The organism is Cupriavidus sp. C3SS-1, assembly GCF_057073755.1.
Genome location: NZ_CP172699.1, coordinates 3027090 through 3042408, shown reverse-complemented (window position 1 = coordinate 3042408; position 15319 = coordinate 3027090). Strand labels below are relative to the sequence as shown.

Here is a 15319-nt window from a genome sequence, read left to right as displayed (position 1 = left end):
GATGTCATGCCGCGACGCGCTGCGTCGACGGGGTATTGGATTCAGCGTTGCTGGCAGTCGCCACCACGCCGCTCGTCTTGAGCGCGGCGATGGCTTCGTCGTTGTAGCCAGCCTGGCGCAGCACCTCCTCAGTGTGTTCGCCGAGCAGCGGCGGAGCCCGGTGCGCGGCGCGGTTCTCGCCCCGGAAGCGCACGGGCAGGCCCATGTTGCGGATCGTTCCCAGTACCGGGTGCTCCGACTCGACGACCAGTCCGCGCGCAGCCAGTTGCGGATGCGCCAGTGCCTGATCGAGGGTATGAATCGGCGCGCAGGCGACACCGGCGTTGCGCAGCGCCTCCAGCCAGAACCCGACGGACTCGGTGACAATGCGCGCCCGGACTAGCGCGACGGTTTCGTCGAAGTGGGCGACGCGGTCGGCATTCGTCGCGAAGCGCGGATCGTCGACATAGGCCTGCAGCCCGGCAACGGGGCAGAAGCGCCGCCACTGCGCGTCATTGCCGATGCCGATCATGACCGGGCCGTCGGCGGCGTCGAACACCTGATACGGCGCCATGGCCGGATGCGCAGTGCCCATCGGACGCGGCGGCTTGCCGCTGCACCAGTAGTTCTGTGCAAGGTAGCCCATGAAGCCCATCGCGGTGTCCAGCAGCGAGACCTCCAGCTGCATGCCGCGTCCTGTCTTCTGCCGCTCGATCAGCGCGGCCAGGATGCCGCTGAACGCGTGCATGCCCGTACCGAGATCCACTGGAGAGAAGCTCGCGCGGGCGTGCCTGCCGCCGGGTTCGCCCATGGTGCTGATCATGCCGCTGAAAGCCTGCAGCATGACGTCATAACCTGGCTCCTGTCCGAGCGGGCCGGTCCGGCCGTAGCCGGATATCTCGCAGTAGATCAGGGTTGGGTTTAGCGACGACAGGGTTTCATAGTCCACGCCCAGCCGTGCGGCCGCGCCGCTGCCAAATCCTTGCAGCACGATGTCGGCTTTGGCCGCCAGCGTCTGGACGATCTTCCGGCCCTCCGCCGTCTTCAGGTCCACCGCGAGACTGCGCTTGTTGTGGTTGACCGCCAGGAAGGTGGCCGACTGGCCGCGATCCTGCGGCAGCCACGCGCGCGTGTCGTCGCCGTGCCCGACGGGCTCGACCTTGATGACCTCGGCGCCCAGTTCGCCCAGGTACTGGCCGCACAGCGGGCCAGCCAGCACCTTGCTCAGGTCGAGCACCCGAATTCCTTGCAATGCAATCATGTGTCTGTCCGTTGTAAATCCATCTGCAGCAGGCTGCGATCCTGCTCGCTGATCCGCGGCCTATTCCGGCCGGATGTCGATCGACCGCGCCAGGGCAGTCCAGCGCGCCGCGTCGCGGTTGACGAAGTCCTGCACCTCGCCGGGCGCAAGATGGAAAGGCTCGGCGCCGCGTGCGACCAGCGCATTGCCGTAGGCCGCACTGCGCGCGGATTCGGCCACCGCTTCGCGCAGCAAGCTGACAATCGCGGGCGGCGTGCGGGCCGAGATTTGCAGCGCGAGCCAGAACTTGAGGCTTACCGCCGGATAGCCCGCTTCGGCCAGCGTCGGAACGTCGGGCAGCAGCGGCGAGCGTGCGGCCGAGGTAATGGCCAGCGCCTTGAGCTTGCCGCCCTGTATCTGGCCAAGACAGGTGGTCATGCTGTCGAACAGGAAATCGACATTGCCGGCCATCACATCGCTGCTGGCGGGCGCGCTGCCCTTGTACGGGACGGTGACCGCCGTGAACTTCGCGGCCTTGAGCAGCAATGCGCCGTAGATATGCGGCGAGCTGCCGGCGCCATAGGTCGCGTAGCTGAGGTTGTCGGGCTTCTGCCTGCCCAGCCGGACCAGGTCGGCCACGCTGCCGACGCCAAGCTTGGTCGGATGGATCACCAGCACATTCGGCACGGTCGCGACCACGCCCAGCGCCAGCAGGTCGCGTTGCGGCTGGAAGCGCAGGTCCGGGAATATCAGCGGGTTGACGGCATGCATGCCGACCGTGTTCAGCAGGATGGTGTAGCCATCGGGACTGGCGTCGAGCACGCTCTGCGTGCCGAGGTTACCGCCGGCGCCGGGTTTGTTCTCCACCACGACGGGCTGGCCCAGCTTCTGCGACAACGGCATGGCGATCTGCCGCGCGACGAAGTCGCCGGGGCCGCCCGCGGCGAACGGCACGACCAGCTTTACCGGCCGCGCAGGCCATGAATTTGCCAGCAGCGGCCGCGCGAACAGCGCAGCGCCTGCGCCGGCAAGAAAGTTGCGGCGATCGATTCCCATGTTGTCTCCTGTGACGGCCTGCGCCGGGTTCCGCGTGCGTTGCGCGGGCTGGTGTCACTATCGACGCCACGGAGATATATGTCTAAGACATCTTGTGGATGCCGGGTATCATCGTTCGTTATAGCCCGTGAAGGCCAGCCTTCGTGCAGCAGGAGACACAGCAATGGGGATACCGGTAGATGTGCGCGGGTTGCGCAGCTTTCTTGCCGTGGCGGCGGCGGGGTCGATCTCGCGCGCGGCCGAAACCTTGCACATCGCCCAACCCGCCCTGAGTCTGCAGATCCGGCAGCTCGAAGAGACGCTGGGCGTACCTTTTTCCTGCGCAGCCACAAGGGCGTATCGATTACGGCGGCGGGCCAGCGCTTCGAGCAGCACGCCAGGGACATCCTGAAGCGGGTCGATCTGGCTTGTGAGGATGTTCGCGATCTCGTTACGGACCCGGAAGGGCGGGTCGCCATCGGACTGCCGCAATCCATGGCCAAGATCCTGACCGTGCCGCTGGTGCGCGAGACCATCCGGCGCTGGTCCAAGGTGCGGCTGCAGGTGATCGAGCTGAGCACGGGGTACATCCCGAACCATCTGCTGACGGGCCATATCGATATCGGGCTGACCTTCCAGTCGAACGCCGATCCTGGCCTCTTGTTCGAGCATCTGGTCGACGAAGACCTCGTGCTCGTGGCCGAGCCCGGAAAATTCGGCGGCGCGAGACGGCGCGATGCATTGCCCGCAAAGTCCGTCCGCCTCGGCGACTTGAGTCATTACCCGATGATCCTCCCCGCTGGCGAGCATGGCCTGCGTGCGCTGATCGACAGCCACTTGCGCGCGCACGCGATCGAACTGAGCGTGCTGGCGGAGGTGAATGCGATCCCGGAACTGATCGCACTCGCGGCCGCCGGGGTGGGCTATACGGTCCTTTCCTATGCGTCGGTCTCTACGGAGTTGCGCAAGGGGCTGCTGTCCGCCGCGCGCATTGCCGAGCCCGCGATGTCGCGGCCGGTGTTCCTGTGCCGTTCGGCGACCATGCCGCTATCCGTGGCGGCGTCGGCGGTGCATGAGTTGCTGGGCGAGATTGTCAGCGCGCAGATTGCCGACGGGAGCTGGCCGGCGCGTGTCGGTACGGCGCGGCGGTGAATGGCCGTCCGGCCGAACCTATCGCGACAGCACTGCCTCGATGCGTGCGATTTCGCCTTCCATCCAGCGCCGGAGTAAACCATCCGACATGACCAGCGCCGTGCTGCCGCCGAGGATGCGATAGACCTTCTTGCGATCGATCTTCGAGACCTTGCCCGGGTCGAGCCAGTCCTCGTTCTCCACGAGCAGCCGCAAGGTATCGAGGCCGATCAAAATCGGCCACAGGCAGGCGAGCCGCAAGCGCACGGCGGTACGCGGAATCGCCAGCGTGTACGCCATGGCTTCCCGGAAATGGTCCAGCGCCAGCCGTACGAGTTCGAACAGCACCGGCCGCATGCGCCGCGAATTGGCCGGCTCCAGGAGGTCGCGCGGCGCGCATCCGTGGCGATCGAGGCGTGCCTGGGGCAGATAGCAGCGCCCGATACGGAGGTCACTGCTACAGTCGCGCAGCACGTTGACCATCTGCAAGGCCTTGCCGAAGCGGATGCCGCGACGCTGCATGATGGCTGGCTCGTCCCTGAGTACGCCGGGCTGGTGGGCGTAGGTCATTGCCGTCCAGAACTCTCCCACGCAGCCGGCCACGAGGTAGGTGTAGCGATCAAGGTCGGACAGCTCCTGCAACGCGCCAAGTTCGCCCGATTGCTCGTCCGGAAACGTGCGCAGGTCGAACTCCATGCCTTCGGTCAGCGTGGTGACGATGCCGCGCACCGCGGTGCGGTCGGAATCATCGAGTTGCGCCAGCACGTCGAACGCTGGCCGGATCGATTCCAGCAGCGCCTTTTCTTTTGATTCCGTCTGATGGCCGGCGACTTCGCGCGACAAGCGCCCGGAGAACGTTGCGGGGTTGCCGCGGCCGTTGACACACTCGCGCAGCGCCAGCAGCAGATCCAGGCGCTCCGCAGGAGGAATCAGCGCGGTGTCCGCAATCGTGTCGGCCGCCCGCGCCAGCAGGTAGGCCAGTCCGACGGGGTCACGCATGCCCGCCGGCAGGATGCGCAGCGTCAGGTAGAACGAACGGGAAACTCCCTTCAGCAGCGGGCCGAGCAGGTAGGCCCGGGTCGGGTTTGGCATGGGTGCGTTGGTGGCGCGAGGGTAGGGCGCATTGTAACGGGCGTGGGCGGCCCGATGATGTGATGGCAACGGCGAATTCGATTTCCCCGATAACCCTTACCAAAATATCGCGTTATACGGCGGCCCAGCCTGCTAGCGACAATTCGCCAAAGTCCTCACCGTGGACACTATATTGAGAACAAAAAGGGAGAAGACCATGACTGCCCCCGACCATCCCCACGACGGCACGCGCGAGCGGCGCCGCTTCCTGCAAGGAGCCGGCGCCCTGATGGCCCAAGCCGCGCTGGGCGCCACGGCGTTCGATGCTTTGGCTGCCGGCACGCCGGGCAAGGTCGCCTTGCCCTTCGCCAATGGCGAGCGCGAGTTGGCCACCTTTCCGCAAAAGCGCCCGCTGATCCTGCTGACCAGCCGCCCGCCGCAGCTTGAGACGCCGTTCAGCGTCTTCAACGAGGGCATCATCACGCCCAATGACGCGTTCTTCGTGCGCTACCACTGGAGCGGCATACCGACTTCGATCGATCCCCAGGCTTATCGCCTGCGTATCGGCGGCCATGTGAAGGCGCCGCTGGAACTGTCGCTGGCGGACCTGAAGTCCTTGGCCGATCCGGTCGAGATCGTCGCCGTGAACCAGTGTTCGGGCAACAGCCGTGGCTTCTCTGAGCCGCGCGTCAACGGCGGCCAGCTGGCCAATGGTGCGATGGGCAATGCGCGCTGGACTGGCGTGTCCCTGAAGAAGGTGCTGGAAAAGGCCGGCGTGCAACCCGGTGCGGTACAGGTGACCTTCAATGGCCTCGACAAGCCGCCCCTCGAAAACGGCCCGGACTTCGTCAAGGCCTTGAACATCGATCACGCGCTCGATGGCGAGGTGATGCTGGCCTGGGCGATGAACGGTGCCGACTTGCCGATGCTGAATGGCTACCCGTTGCGCCTGGTGGTCCCCGGCCACTACGGCACGTACTGGGTCAAGCACCTGTCGGATATCCAGGTCGTGGACAAGGTGTTCGATGGCTTCTGGATGGCGTCGGCCTACCGTATCCCGGCGAACCCCTGCGCCTGCGTGCCACCCGGTACGGCGCCGTCGGCCACCACGCCGATCGGCCGCTTCACCGTGCGTTCGTTCATCACCAGCCTGGAAAATGGTGCAAAGGTGCCGACGGGCCGCGAAACGGTGGTGCGTGGCATTGCCTTCGATGGCGGCTACGGTATCGGCGAAGTGGGCTTCTCGCCGGATGGCGGCAGGACCTGGCAAGCGGCGAAACTCGGTCAGGACCTTGGGCGCTACTCGTTCCGCGAATGGACGGCGGTGCTACGCCCGCAGCGTCGCGGCAACCTGGATCTGCGTGTGCGCGCCGTGAACCGCATCGGCCAGAGCCAGCCGCTGGAGGCGCTTTGGAACCCGCCCGGCTATATGCGCAACGTGGTGGAAACCACACGCGTCACCGCGGTTTGAGGGAGGGGACATCATGAACATGAAAACCCTGATTGCCGCCGCGTTCGCCGCCTTCGCTTTGCCAGCCATGGCGCTGGAGATCACCCTGCCGGCGGAGACCGCCGCCTGGCGTCCGAGCGATCTTCCCGGATACCGGCTCGTGCAGCAGAACTGCATGACCTGCCATTCGGCGCAGTACGCGGAGACACAGCCGCAGACGTCTCCGCGTGCCTATTGGGACGCGACCGTCAAGAAGATGAAGAAGCCGTACGGCGCGCCGGTGCGTGACGAAGACATGCCGGCCATCGTCGATTATCTCGTCAAGACCTATGGTGCTGAGCGCGGCAGCGCAACGCCCGTAGCCGCTGCTGCGGTGCCTGCCGCGCCGGCAGCCGCCGGTGGCACGCCGCGCACGGCGGATGCGCTGCTCGGCGCCAACCAGTGCAGCGCCTGCCATGCGGTCGACAAGAAGGTCGTCGGCCCGGCGTTTCATGACGTGGCGGCGAAGTACGCCGGTAATGCCGATGCTACCGGCAAGCTGATGCAGAGCATCCGCAACGGCGGTAGCGGGAAGTGGGGGCAGGTGCCGATGCCGGGGTTCCCGCAGCTGGATGAGGCGGATTTGAAGACGTTGGCGAATTACGTTTTGTCGCGTTAGCCAAGCGGCGAATGTTTGCCTGGCGAGCAACGGTGCTCGCATAGCTGTCCGGCAGTCGCGACTGTCGGACAGCAGTATCAGAAAGGGCGTCACGCTTGGCATGCGCCGCTGTTTCGCCGGCGTAGCCGGCGACTTGCTCTTTTGTCCGAGCGACAAAAGAGTAAGCAGAAAAACGCGTCGCTTACCCTAGCGGGCGAATATTGATCGTAGTGTGCCGAGGGCGTTGTACGGGTATTCGCTTCAGGATCTGCCCGGCTGCCTGCCGCGTGGGGCGCGCCCGTATGTAGGCTCTCCGGCAATGATTGAACGAGCCCCGAAACTGTCCGTGGCCCGACACTGCCCGCGATATCGCATCATCGCCTACGGCTGCGCTGCGCGCGGCTCAGTGAAGACCAAGAAGCGGTGGAGAAAGGAATCAAAGCATGCGGGCCTTCTCCCGGCGTAGCCGAAAGTCCGGCCACGCCAGAAGCCATCCCCCGTCAATGCACCTGCAATTCCCCAGCCATTACCAGTCCTAGTCGCGCCCGTACCAGCTCAAGCAGGCAGAACGCACTGAAGCATTCCTCCGACCGCTCACACTGCGGCTCCAGCAGGCGAAGCACACCCTCGATTCCTGCGCTGACTTTTTCAAGGCTGGAATCCGCTGCTGCTACATCGATGATCGACATATGACCTCCATCGTTTATGGAAAGCCTGCCGCAAGAAGTTAGGGAGGCGGCGGGCCTGACGACGAGGGTGGAAGACCGGTGCAGTGATCGGTAAGCCTTGCGGCTGCCTCGTGTCCGCCCGCCATAGAAGCGGATAATTCGCGAACTCGAATCGAACGGCCCCTTCAGGGCCGTTCGATCACTGCTCTCGGGCTTCCACACCCGGTCACCGCTGCGCGATGACAGCCTCAAGTATTCCGCGATGCCGATGGCGATTCGATAGGACAGTTCGCATTTCCGTGCGAACCCGCGCATCCTGCATCAGCAGTGCTGGCCATAAAATGGCGTTGTGCCTAGACCAATCACGGAAATTTCCGATTCCCTGTACCGGTTAACTTGCCTCGCCAAAATCGAGCAATACCTTGCAGCTCTCGCGCGGGTTGCGTCCGGCCAGGTCGAATGCGCCGGTGACTTCCCGGAAGTCGACCGTATGCGTGACGATATGTCCGGGGTCCACCAATCCGCGCGAGATCCAGTCGATCACGGTTGGGAACATCGCGCAGTTGAGGCGCGACGCATACAGCGTCAGCTCCTTCCGCGTCAGCTCCTGCTGCGGGATGGCCGACGGTGTCGCGGAAAAGCCTAGAACACCGATCCGACCCGCCGGCGCCGCAATGCGCACCGCTTCTTCGAGAATCGAAGGGTGGCAGACGGCGTCATAGATCAGCGTCGGGCCGCCTTCCACGCCGCGCAGAGCAAGCGTCTGTTCCAGCGGCGCATGCAAGGTGTTGATGATCTCGTCCTCTTCGGCGCCGCAGGCGCGCGCCAGCGCAAGGCGTTCATCGACGTGATCGGTAATGAAAGTCCGCACGCCATGCACGCGCTTGAGCACTTGCAGCAAGTTGAGGCCGACCGGCCCGGCGCCATAAATCAGCGCGATGTCTTCCGGCAGCACGCCGGTGCGGCAGGCCACGTTGGCCGCCACGGCAAACGGTTCGATCACTGCCGCGCTGGTGGCCGGCAGGCCATCCGGCACCACGTAGGCATTGCGCGCCGGCACGCACGCGTATTCGCTGAAGCCGCCGTCGCGGTGCACGCCTATCACTTGCAGGCCGCTGCAAACGTTCTGCCGGCCGATCCGGCACGCGTGGCACTGGCCGCAGCTGATCACCGGATCCACCACCACCCGCTGGCCGATGCGCGCTGCGCTGACGCCCGCGCCCACCGCGTCGATATGGCCACCGAACTCGTGGCCGATGATGCGCGGATAGGCCGCGAACGGGTTCTTGCCATGGAAGATATGCAAGTCGGAGCCGCAGATGCCGGCGTAGCGCACGCGCACGCGAACCTCGCCCGCGGCGGGATCGGGAGTCGGCCGTTCGCACACGGCCATGCTGTTCGGTTTGTCGACGACCACGCTCAACATGCTGGATCCTTGTTCTGGCTTACCAGTTCCACATTGCACCGTCGCGCAAGCGCGCAACCGGCAGGCAGGCGCGCTCGTACGGATACTTCGCAGCCAGCGTTTCGTCGATCTCGACGCCGAGGCCCGGCACTTCATCCATGACGAGGTGGCCGTCTTCAAAGCGGTAGTTGTGCGGAAACACTTCGTCGGTCAGGGCGCTATGCGGCATCAGTTCCTGGATGCCGAAGTTCGGCGCCCATAGCCCGAAATTGACCGCGGCGGCCATGCATACCGGAGACAGGTCGGTGGCGCCGTGGAAGCCCGTGCGCACCTGGTACATGGCCGCGAAGTCCGCGATGCGCCGCACATGCGTGATGCCGCCCGCGTGCACGATGGTGGCGCGGATGTAGTCGATCAGCTGGTTGCTGATCAGGTCCTTGCAGTCCCAGATGGAATTGAAGATCTCGCCCACGGCCAGCGGCGTGGTGGTGTGCTGGCGGATGAGGCGGAAGGCATCCTGGTTCTCGGCCGGCGTGGCGTCCTCAAGCCAGAACAGGCCGAACGGTTCGAGTTCCTTGCCGAGGCGGGCCGCTTCGATGGGTGTCAGCCGGTGGTGCGCATCATGCAGCAGATGGGGCGCGAAGCCGACCGCCTCGCGCACCTTGCGGAACAGTTCCGGTGTGTGATGCAGGTAGAGCGACGTATCCCACGGCTCCTCCGGGGGCAGGCCTTTCTCCGCCGGTTCGTAATGGCCTTGTTGCCTGCCCACGCCGTACACCTTCGACAGGCCCGGCACGCCGGATTGCACGCGGATGGCCTTGTAGCCTTCCTCGATATGCCTGTGCACGGCATCGATGGCTTCGCTGTGGTCGCGGCCATTGGCATGGCCGTACACCATCAGTCCGTGGCGGCTCTTGCCGCCCAGCAACTGGTACACCGGCATGCCGGCCAGCTTGCCCTTGATGTCCCACAGCGCCATGTCGATGGCCGCGATGGCGGTCATCGTGACCGGCCCGCGCCGCCAGTAGGCGCCGCGGTAGAGGTACTGCCAGATGTCCTCGATGTTGCGCGGATCGCGCCCCGCCAGGCAGGGAATCACGTGCTCGTCGAGGTAAGCCACGACAGCCAGTTCCCTGCCGTTGAGCGTGGCGTCGCCCAGCCCGTACACGCCTTGGTCAGTCGTCACTCTGACCGTCACAAAGTTGCGATCGGGGCAGGTGACGATGGTCTGTATGTGTTCGATCTTCAAGGCGCGCGCTCCGGTCGGATCAGTCAGTGAGGGTGCTTTCCGTACGACGATGCTACGTCGTGGAGCGCCAGGAAAAATAGGGCAGGGTCTGCAGAAAATGCGGCAATTTCTGCTTAGAGCAGCGGAATTGGAGAACATTGGAGCGCCCATCCGCGATGCTACGCTCGCAGTCATGTGCAAATTTCGGGCGGCGAATGTGGCAAGGCGGACGATCGAGGTACCGAGATGATGGAACTGGGGCAGCACACGCTTTCCAGTATCGACACGGGCGAGACCGGTATCCAACTGCCCGGCTACCATCCCGGCTGCCTGGCCCGCGGCATCGTCCACCTCGGCCTGGGTGCGTTTCACCGCGCGCACCAGGCGCTCTATACGGAGGCCGCCATCCGGCAAGGCGACAAGCGATGGGGCATCCTCGGCGTCAGCCTGCGGGATCCGCGCACGGTACAGGCGCTGGAGAGCCAGGATCACCTCTACTCCGTCACCGAACGCGAAGGCGATGCGGCTACGACGCGCGTCGTGGGCGCCGTGGTGCAGGCCCTGTATGCGCCGCAGGCCTTGCAGCAGGTCATCGCGGCGCTGGCTGACCCGGCCGTCACGGTCGTCACCTGCACCGTGACGGAGAAGGGCTACAGCCAGAACCCGTCCACGTCGGACCTCGATATCGATGATGCGGACATCCGGCACGACCTCTGCCATCCAGCCGCGCCAGCCAGCACGCTCGGTGTGCTGGCCGCGGGCCTCCGCAGGCGGCCAGCGGGAGCGCCACTCAGCATCGTGTGTTGCGACAACATGTCTGACAACGGCGATACGCTGCGCAAACTGCTGACGCAATACGCCGGGCTGATCGATCCGGCGCTTGCGCGGCGCATCCGGGACGAGATCGCGCTGCCCAATTCCGTGGTGGACCGGATCGTGCCAGCCGCCACGCCAGCATCGCTGGACTGGGTTCAGGAACGCCTCGGCGTGCGCGACGAGGCGGCCATTGTTTGCGAGCGGTTCTCGCAGTGGGTCATCGAAGACTGCTTCGCGGGGCCCCGGCCAGCGTGGGAAGCGGGCGGCGCCGTGCTGACGGGCGATGTGCGCCCCTACCAGGCGATGAAGCTGCGCCTGCTCAATGGCACGCATTCTGCCATCGCCTATGCGGGGCAACTGTGCGGCTTCGACAGCGTAGCCGCGGCCATGGCTGACCCCGTCGTCGGCGCCTTTGCCCATGGCGTGATGCAAGACTTGCGGGATACCGTCGACGCGCCGGCCGCCTTCGACGTTGGCCGCTACTGCGGCGAGCTGTTGCGGCGCTTCGCCAATCCCGCGCTCGCGCACCGCACCGCACAGATCGCGAGGGACGGTACGCAGAAGGTTCCGGTGCGCTGGCTTCCGGCCTTGCGCGAAAGTGCAAGTGCCGGCATCGAACGGCCATGCCTCGAACGCGCGCTCGCCGCCTGGCTGCACTACCTGCGCAGCGATGCCTGTGACAGCGGCGAGCCGCTGGCCGTCCGTGACCCCGGTGCGCCCGCGCTCGCGGTCCGCCTGCGCGTAGCGGCCAGCGACCTCGAAGCCGCAAGGCTGGCGCTCGGCCATGCCGCCGTTTTCGGCGGCGCACCGTGGCCGCCATCGTTCGCGGTACGGCTCGCCCGTTATCTGGCGGTGCTGCGGGAGCGCGGCGCGGCCGTGCTGCTGTCGTCCTGAGCCAGCCGCCATCCAAGCTCAACGCAAGAGGAGACATCCCAAGTCATGGCTACTGCATTGACCCGGCGCCGGTTCGGCGCGCTCACCGTCGGCGGCCTCGCCCTGACGCTGCCCACCTGCCGGGCGTTTGCCCAGGCCGGCACCATCAAGCTGAAGTACGGCACTGCGTTTCCGGCGGACCATCCGGGCACGCTGCGCATCCAGGAGGCCGCGCAAGCCATCCGCAAAGACACCGGCGGCAAGGTGGACCTGCTGGTCTATCCGACCAGCCAGCTCGGCAGCGAACCGGACATGATTTCGCAAGTCCGAGCCGGCGCCCTCGATTTCATGTCCACGGCCGGCACCAACCTGCAGACGCTGGTGCCGACCGCCGGCATCAACGGCGTGGCCTTCGCCTTCAAGGACTACGCCACGGTGTGGGCCGCCATGGATGGCGAACTTGGTGCCTACGTGCGGGCCGCGCTCGGCAAGGCCAACCTGCATGGGTTCGAGCGGTGCCTGGACAACGGTTACCGCAACATCACCACGGCCAGCCGGGCGGTCAACACGCCGGACGACCTGAAGGGGCTCAAGCTCCGGGTACCCGGCATTCCGCTCTGGATTTCGATGTTCAGGGCCTTGGGTGCGTCGCCAACCGCCGTCCCGTTCGGCGAACTGTATTCAGCGCTGCAGACCCGCGTGGTCGATGGTCAGGAGAACCCACTGGCCCTGATCCGCAGCGCCAAGCTCTATGAAGTGCAGAAGTTCTGCTCGCTGACCGGCCACACGTGGGATGGCCATTTCATCTTCGGCAACGCCAAGAAATTCCAGGCGCTGCCGCGTGAAGCGCAGGCGTCGATCACCGCCAACTTCACCGCTGCGGCGCTGAAGCAGCGCGAGGACATTGCGCGCCTGAATGTCGATGCGCAGGCCGAGCTGACGCGGCTAGGCATCACGTTCAACCGACCCGATCCGGCGCCGTTCCGCAAGCTGCTGCAAAGCGCCGGCTTCTACAAGGAGTGGAAGAGAAAGTATGGCGACGAAGCGTGGGCGAAGCTGGAGAAATACTCCGGCCCGCTCGCATGACGCCAGGCGCAACCGACAAAAACAAGAAGGAGGAGATTGTCATGGAGCACGCCGCCGAAACCTTTGTCCACCCCTCACATGCATCTTCGGCGGCCATGGTGCTCTGGGGCCGGATCATGGCGTGCCTCGTGGAGGTACCTGCCGCGCTGATCGTGCTTGCCGAAATCGTGATCCTTGGTGGCGGTGCCTTCGCGCGGTACGTGCTGCATGACCCCATTCCATGGACGGATGAACTGGCCGGCATCCTGTTTCTCTGGCTGGCGATGCTCGGCGCCATCATTGCGCTGCATCGCAGTGCGCACATGCAGCTGACCACGTTCGTCAAGAACGTGTCGCCGGCCAGGCGCGTCTGGCTCGATGCATTCGGCATGTGGCTGGTGGTGGCGTTCCTGCTGCTGCTGGTCGGGCCAGCCTGGGAGCACCTGACCGAACACCTGGAAGTCACGACACCGACGCTGGAGGTCAGCGAAGGCTATCGGGCAGCAGCCGTATTCGCCGGCGTGGTGCTGATGCTGGTGACCGCCGCCATGCGCTTGCTGGACCGTGCAAGCTGGAGGCCGGTCATCTTGAGCGGCTTGCTGGTCGCCGCCGGCGGCGGCGCGCTCTGGCTGTTGTCGCCCACGCTGATGGAACTGGGCAATGCCAACCTGGTGATCTTCTTCCTGCTGATGCTCGTCACCTGTGTGGTCATCGGCGTTCCTATCGCCTTTGCCTTCGGCCTTGCGACGCTGTCGTATCTGGCGCTGTCCACGGCCACGCCGCTTTCCATCATCCCGAACCGCATGCAGGAAGGGATGTCCCACCTGATCCTGCTGGCGGTGCCGCTGTTCGTCTTCCTGGGGGGGCTGATCGAGATGACGGGGCTGGCGCGGGCGATGATCAACTTTCTGGTCAGCCTGATCGGCCATCTGCGTGGCGGCCTGCAATATGTGTTGCTGGGGGCGATGTACATCGTCTCGGGCATCTCGGGCGCCAAGGCCGCCGACATGGCCGCCGTGGCGCCGGCGCTGTTTCCTGAGATGAAGAAGCGCGGCGCCAGGGATGGCGACCTGATCGGGCTGCTGTCGGCGTCGGGGGCCATGTCGGAAACCATTCCGCCTAGCATCGTGCTGATCACGGTTGGATCGGTGACCGGTGTGTCGATCACCGCGCTGTTCGTCGGCGGTTTGATGCCCGCAGTCGTTGGCCTGGTAATGATGTCTTTCGTGGTCTGGTTCCAGACGCGCAAGGAAGACATGAGCGGCGCCGGGCGGCCCTCGCGCAAGGAAATCCTCAGGTTGCTGCTGATTGCGTTGCCTGCGTTGGCCCTGCCGGTCATCATCCGCACCGCGGTGGTGGAGGGCGTGGCCACGGCCACCGAGGTATCGACCATCGGCATCTTCTACACCGTGCTGGCAGGCGTGCTGATCTACCGCCAGTTCGACTGGCGGAGGGTCTATCCGATGCTGCTGGACACGGCGGCGCTGTCGGGAGCGATCCTGCTGATCGTTGGCTGCGCCACCACGATGGCGTGGGCGCTGACACAGTCGGGTTTTGCGCTGGACCTGGTGAAGATCATGTCGGCCGTGCCCGGCGGCAAGATTGGCTTCCTGCTCGTCTCGGCGCTGGCCTTTGTCGTCCTGGGCAGCCTGCTGGAGGGCATTCCCGCCATCGTGCTGTTCGGCCCGCTGCTGTTCCCGATTGCGAAGCTGATCGGGGTGCACGAGGTGCATTACGCCATGGTGGTGATCTTCGCGATGGGCCTGGGCCTGTTTGCGCCGCCGTTCGGCGTGGGCTTCTATGCGGCCTGCGCCATCGGGCGGGTTTCGCCCGATGTGGCGATGCCCCGGGTCTGGCCCCACATTGCCGCGTTGTTCATAGCCCTGTTGCTGCTGACACTGGTGCCGTGGTTCTCAATCGGCTTCTTGTAGAGCTGCCGTTGCGGCATGCCGGGCTAGAGTTCGCGCGACGCCAGCCACAGCCGCGTGTCGAATTCGAGCTGGTGGTAGTGCGGCTCCATGTGCTCGCACAGGCGATAGAACGCCTTGTTGTGGTCACTCTCCTTGAGGTGGGAGAGCTCGTGCACGACGATCATGCGCAGGAATTCGGGCGGCGCTTCCTTGAACAGCGAGGCCACGCGGATTTCCTTCTTGGCCTTGAGCTTGCCGCCCTGCACGCGTGAAATCGCGGTATGCAGGCCGAGCGCCTTGTGGGCCGTGTCGAGGCGGGCGTCGTAGCCGACCTTGTGCAGCGGCGGCGCGCTGCGCAGGAATTCCTGCTTCAGTTCGGACGCGTAGTCATACAGTGCGCGGTCGGACTGCACGCCATGCTGGCCCGGGTAGCGGCGCGCGATGTGCTCGCCAAGCTTGCCGGCCGCGGCCAGTTCGCGCACCTGGTCGAGCACGCCTGGCGGGTATCCGCCCAGGAAGCGCATCGGGTCCTTCGCGGACGGCTGCCAGGTGTTTGCGTTCACGGCGCGCGGATCAGTGGTGGTGGTGATGGTGGTGCATCCAGCTGTTGTCCATCGAATTGACGAAGGACTCCACGGCGTCCTTGTCGCCGGTGGCGTGGCGCATCAGCTCGCCGCATTTGCAGAAGCCCTGGTACGGCGTGATATGCGAGCAGGCCGAAGTCTTCTGCAGGTACAGCGTGACGGGCTTCGTGCACTTCTTGCACTTGAATTTAAGGGTCAGGGCAGGTTTGCTCATGGGCGAATGAAAT

Annotated in this window: 15 protein-coding genes; 6 read left to right on the top strand and 9 right to left on the bottom strand. The window is 65.3% G+C overall.

The window, feature by feature from the left end; translation table 11 throughout:
* Nucleotides 1-4: 4 nt before the first annotated feature.
* From ACIGJC_RS14120 to ACIGJC_RS14110, 3 genes are all read right to left on the bottom strand, one after another.
* Nucleotides 5-1240 carry a CaiB/BaiF CoA transferase family protein gene (locus ACIGJC_RS14120; RefSeq protein ID WP_483709560.1) on the bottom strand — a complete coding sequence of 412 codons (1236 nt, stop codon included), beginning with the start codon at nucleotides 1238-1240 and terminating at the stop codon, nucleotides 5-7.
* Nucleotides 1241-1300: 60 nt separating this feature from the next.
* Nucleotides 1301-2275: a Bug family tripartite tricarboxylate transporter substrate binding protein gene (locus tag ACIGJC_RS14115; RefSeq protein ID WP_483709559.1), complete on the bottom strand. Its 975-nt coding sequence runs from the start codon at nucleotides 2273-2275 to the stop codon at nucleotides 1301-1303.
* 108 nt (nucleotides 2276-2383) lie between these two features.
* On the bottom strand, nucleotides 2384-2746 hold the full coding sequence (locus tag ACIGJC_RS14110) for a hypothetical protein (protein WP_483709557.1): 363 nt from the start codon (nucleotides 2744-2746) through the stop codon (nucleotides 2384-2386).
* A gap of 3 nt (nucleotides 2747-2749) precedes the next feature.
* Between ACIGJC_RS14110 and ACIGJC_RS14105 the strand changes: the two genes are divergently transcribed.
* On the top strand, nucleotides 2750-3406 hold the full coding sequence (locus ACIGJC_RS14105; RefSeq protein WP_483709556.1) for a LysR substrate-binding domain-containing protein: 657 nt from the start codon (nucleotides 2750-2752) through the stop codon (nucleotides 3404-3406).
* Nucleotides 3407-3424: 18 nt separating this feature from the next.
* On the opposite strand, the gene ACIGJC_RS14100 is transcribed toward ACIGJC_RS14105, so the two are convergent.
* Nucleotides 3425-4477: a phytoene/squalene synthase family protein gene (locus ACIGJC_RS14100; protein WP_483709554.1), complete on the bottom strand. Its 1053-nt coding sequence runs from the start codon at nucleotides 4475-4477 to the stop codon at nucleotides 3425-3427.
* A 196-nt stretch (nucleotides 4478-4673) separates the two neighbouring features.
* On the opposite strand from ACIGJC_RS14100, the gene sorA reads away from it, so the two are divergent.
* Both sorA and sorB read left to right on the top strand, forming a co-directional pair.
* Nucleotides 4674-5927 (top strand): SorA family sulfite dehydrogenase catalytic subunit, encoded by a 1254-nt coding sequence (gene sorA / locus ACIGJC_RS14095; RefSeq protein ID WP_483709553.1) that lies wholly within the window; start codon nucleotides 4674-4676, stop codon nucleotides 5925-5927.
* Nucleotides 5928-5946: 19 nt separating this feature from the next.
* On the top strand, nucleotides 5947-6564 hold the full coding sequence (sorB, locus tag ACIGJC_RS14090; protein ID WP_483709551.1) for a SorB family sulfite dehydrogenase c-type cytochrome subunit: 618 nt from the start codon (nucleotides 5947-5949) through the stop codon (nucleotides 6562-6564).
* Nucleotides 6565-7043: 479 nt separating this feature from the next.
* On the opposite strand, the gene ACIGJC_RS14085 is transcribed toward sorB, so the two are convergent.
* From ACIGJC_RS14085 to manD, 3 genes are all read right to left on the bottom strand, one after another.
* Nucleotides 7044-7232, bottom strand: coding sequence for a hypothetical protein (locus ACIGJC_RS14085; protein WP_483709550.1), 189 nt, complete (start codon nucleotides 7230-7232; stop codon nucleotides 7044-7046).
* Between the two features lie 370 nt (nucleotides 7233-7602).
* Nucleotides 7603-8637, bottom strand: a complete 1035-nt coding sequence (locus tag ACIGJC_RS14080) for a Zn-dependent oxidoreductase (protein WP_483709549.1) — start codon at nucleotides 8635-8637, stop codon at nucleotides 7603-7605.
* Between the two features lie 19 nt (nucleotides 8638-8656).
* On the bottom strand, nucleotides 8657-9865 hold the full coding sequence (gene manD / locus ACIGJC_RS14075) for a D-mannonate dehydratase ManD (protein ID WP_483709547.1): 1209 nt from the start codon (nucleotides 9863-9865) through the stop codon (nucleotides 8657-8659).
* Between the two features lie 228 nt (nucleotides 9866-10093).
* On the opposite strand from manD, the gene ACIGJC_RS14070 reads away from it, so the two are divergent.
* The 3 genes from ACIGJC_RS14070 to ACIGJC_RS14060 are packed head-to-tail and all read left to right on the top strand — an operon-like array spanning nucleotide 10094 to nucleotide 14529.
* The gene (locus tag ACIGJC_RS14070; RefSeq protein WP_483711553.1) at nucleotides 10094-11554 is read left to right on the top strand and encodes a mannitol dehydrogenase family protein; all 1461 of its coding nucleotides are present in this window, start codon (nucleotides 10094-10096) and stop codon (nucleotides 11552-11554) included.
* Between the two features lie 45 nt (nucleotides 11555-11599).
* On the top strand, nucleotides 11600-12619 hold the full coding sequence (locus ACIGJC_RS14065; RefSeq protein ID WP_483709545.1) for a TRAP transporter substrate-binding protein: 1020 nt from the start codon (nucleotides 11600-11602) through the stop codon (nucleotides 12617-12619).
* A gap of 41 nt (nucleotides 12620-12660) precedes the next feature.
* Nucleotides 12661-14529 carry a TRAP transporter large permease gene (locus ACIGJC_RS14060; RefSeq protein ID WP_483709543.1) on the top strand — a complete coding sequence of 623 codons (1869 nt, stop codon included), beginning with the start codon at nucleotides 12661-12663 and terminating at the stop codon, nucleotides 14527-14529.
* Between the two features lie 23 nt (nucleotides 14530-14552).
* Here the strand turns inward: ACIGJC_RS14060 and ACIGJC_RS14055 are convergent, their stop codons facing one another.
* Entirely contained in the window at nucleotides 14553-15032 is a 480-nt protein-coding gene (locus ACIGJC_RS14055; RefSeq protein ID WP_483711552.1) for a M48 metallopeptidase family protein, read from the bottom strand.
* A 49-nt stretch (nucleotides 15033-15081) separates the two neighbouring features.
* The gene (locus ACIGJC_RS14050) at nucleotides 15082-15306 is read right to left on the bottom strand and encodes a hypothetical protein (RefSeq protein WP_061953311.1); all 225 of its coding nucleotides are present in this window, start codon (nucleotides 15304-15306) and stop codon (nucleotides 15082-15084) included.
* Nucleotides 15307-15319 lie beyond the last annotated feature (13 nt).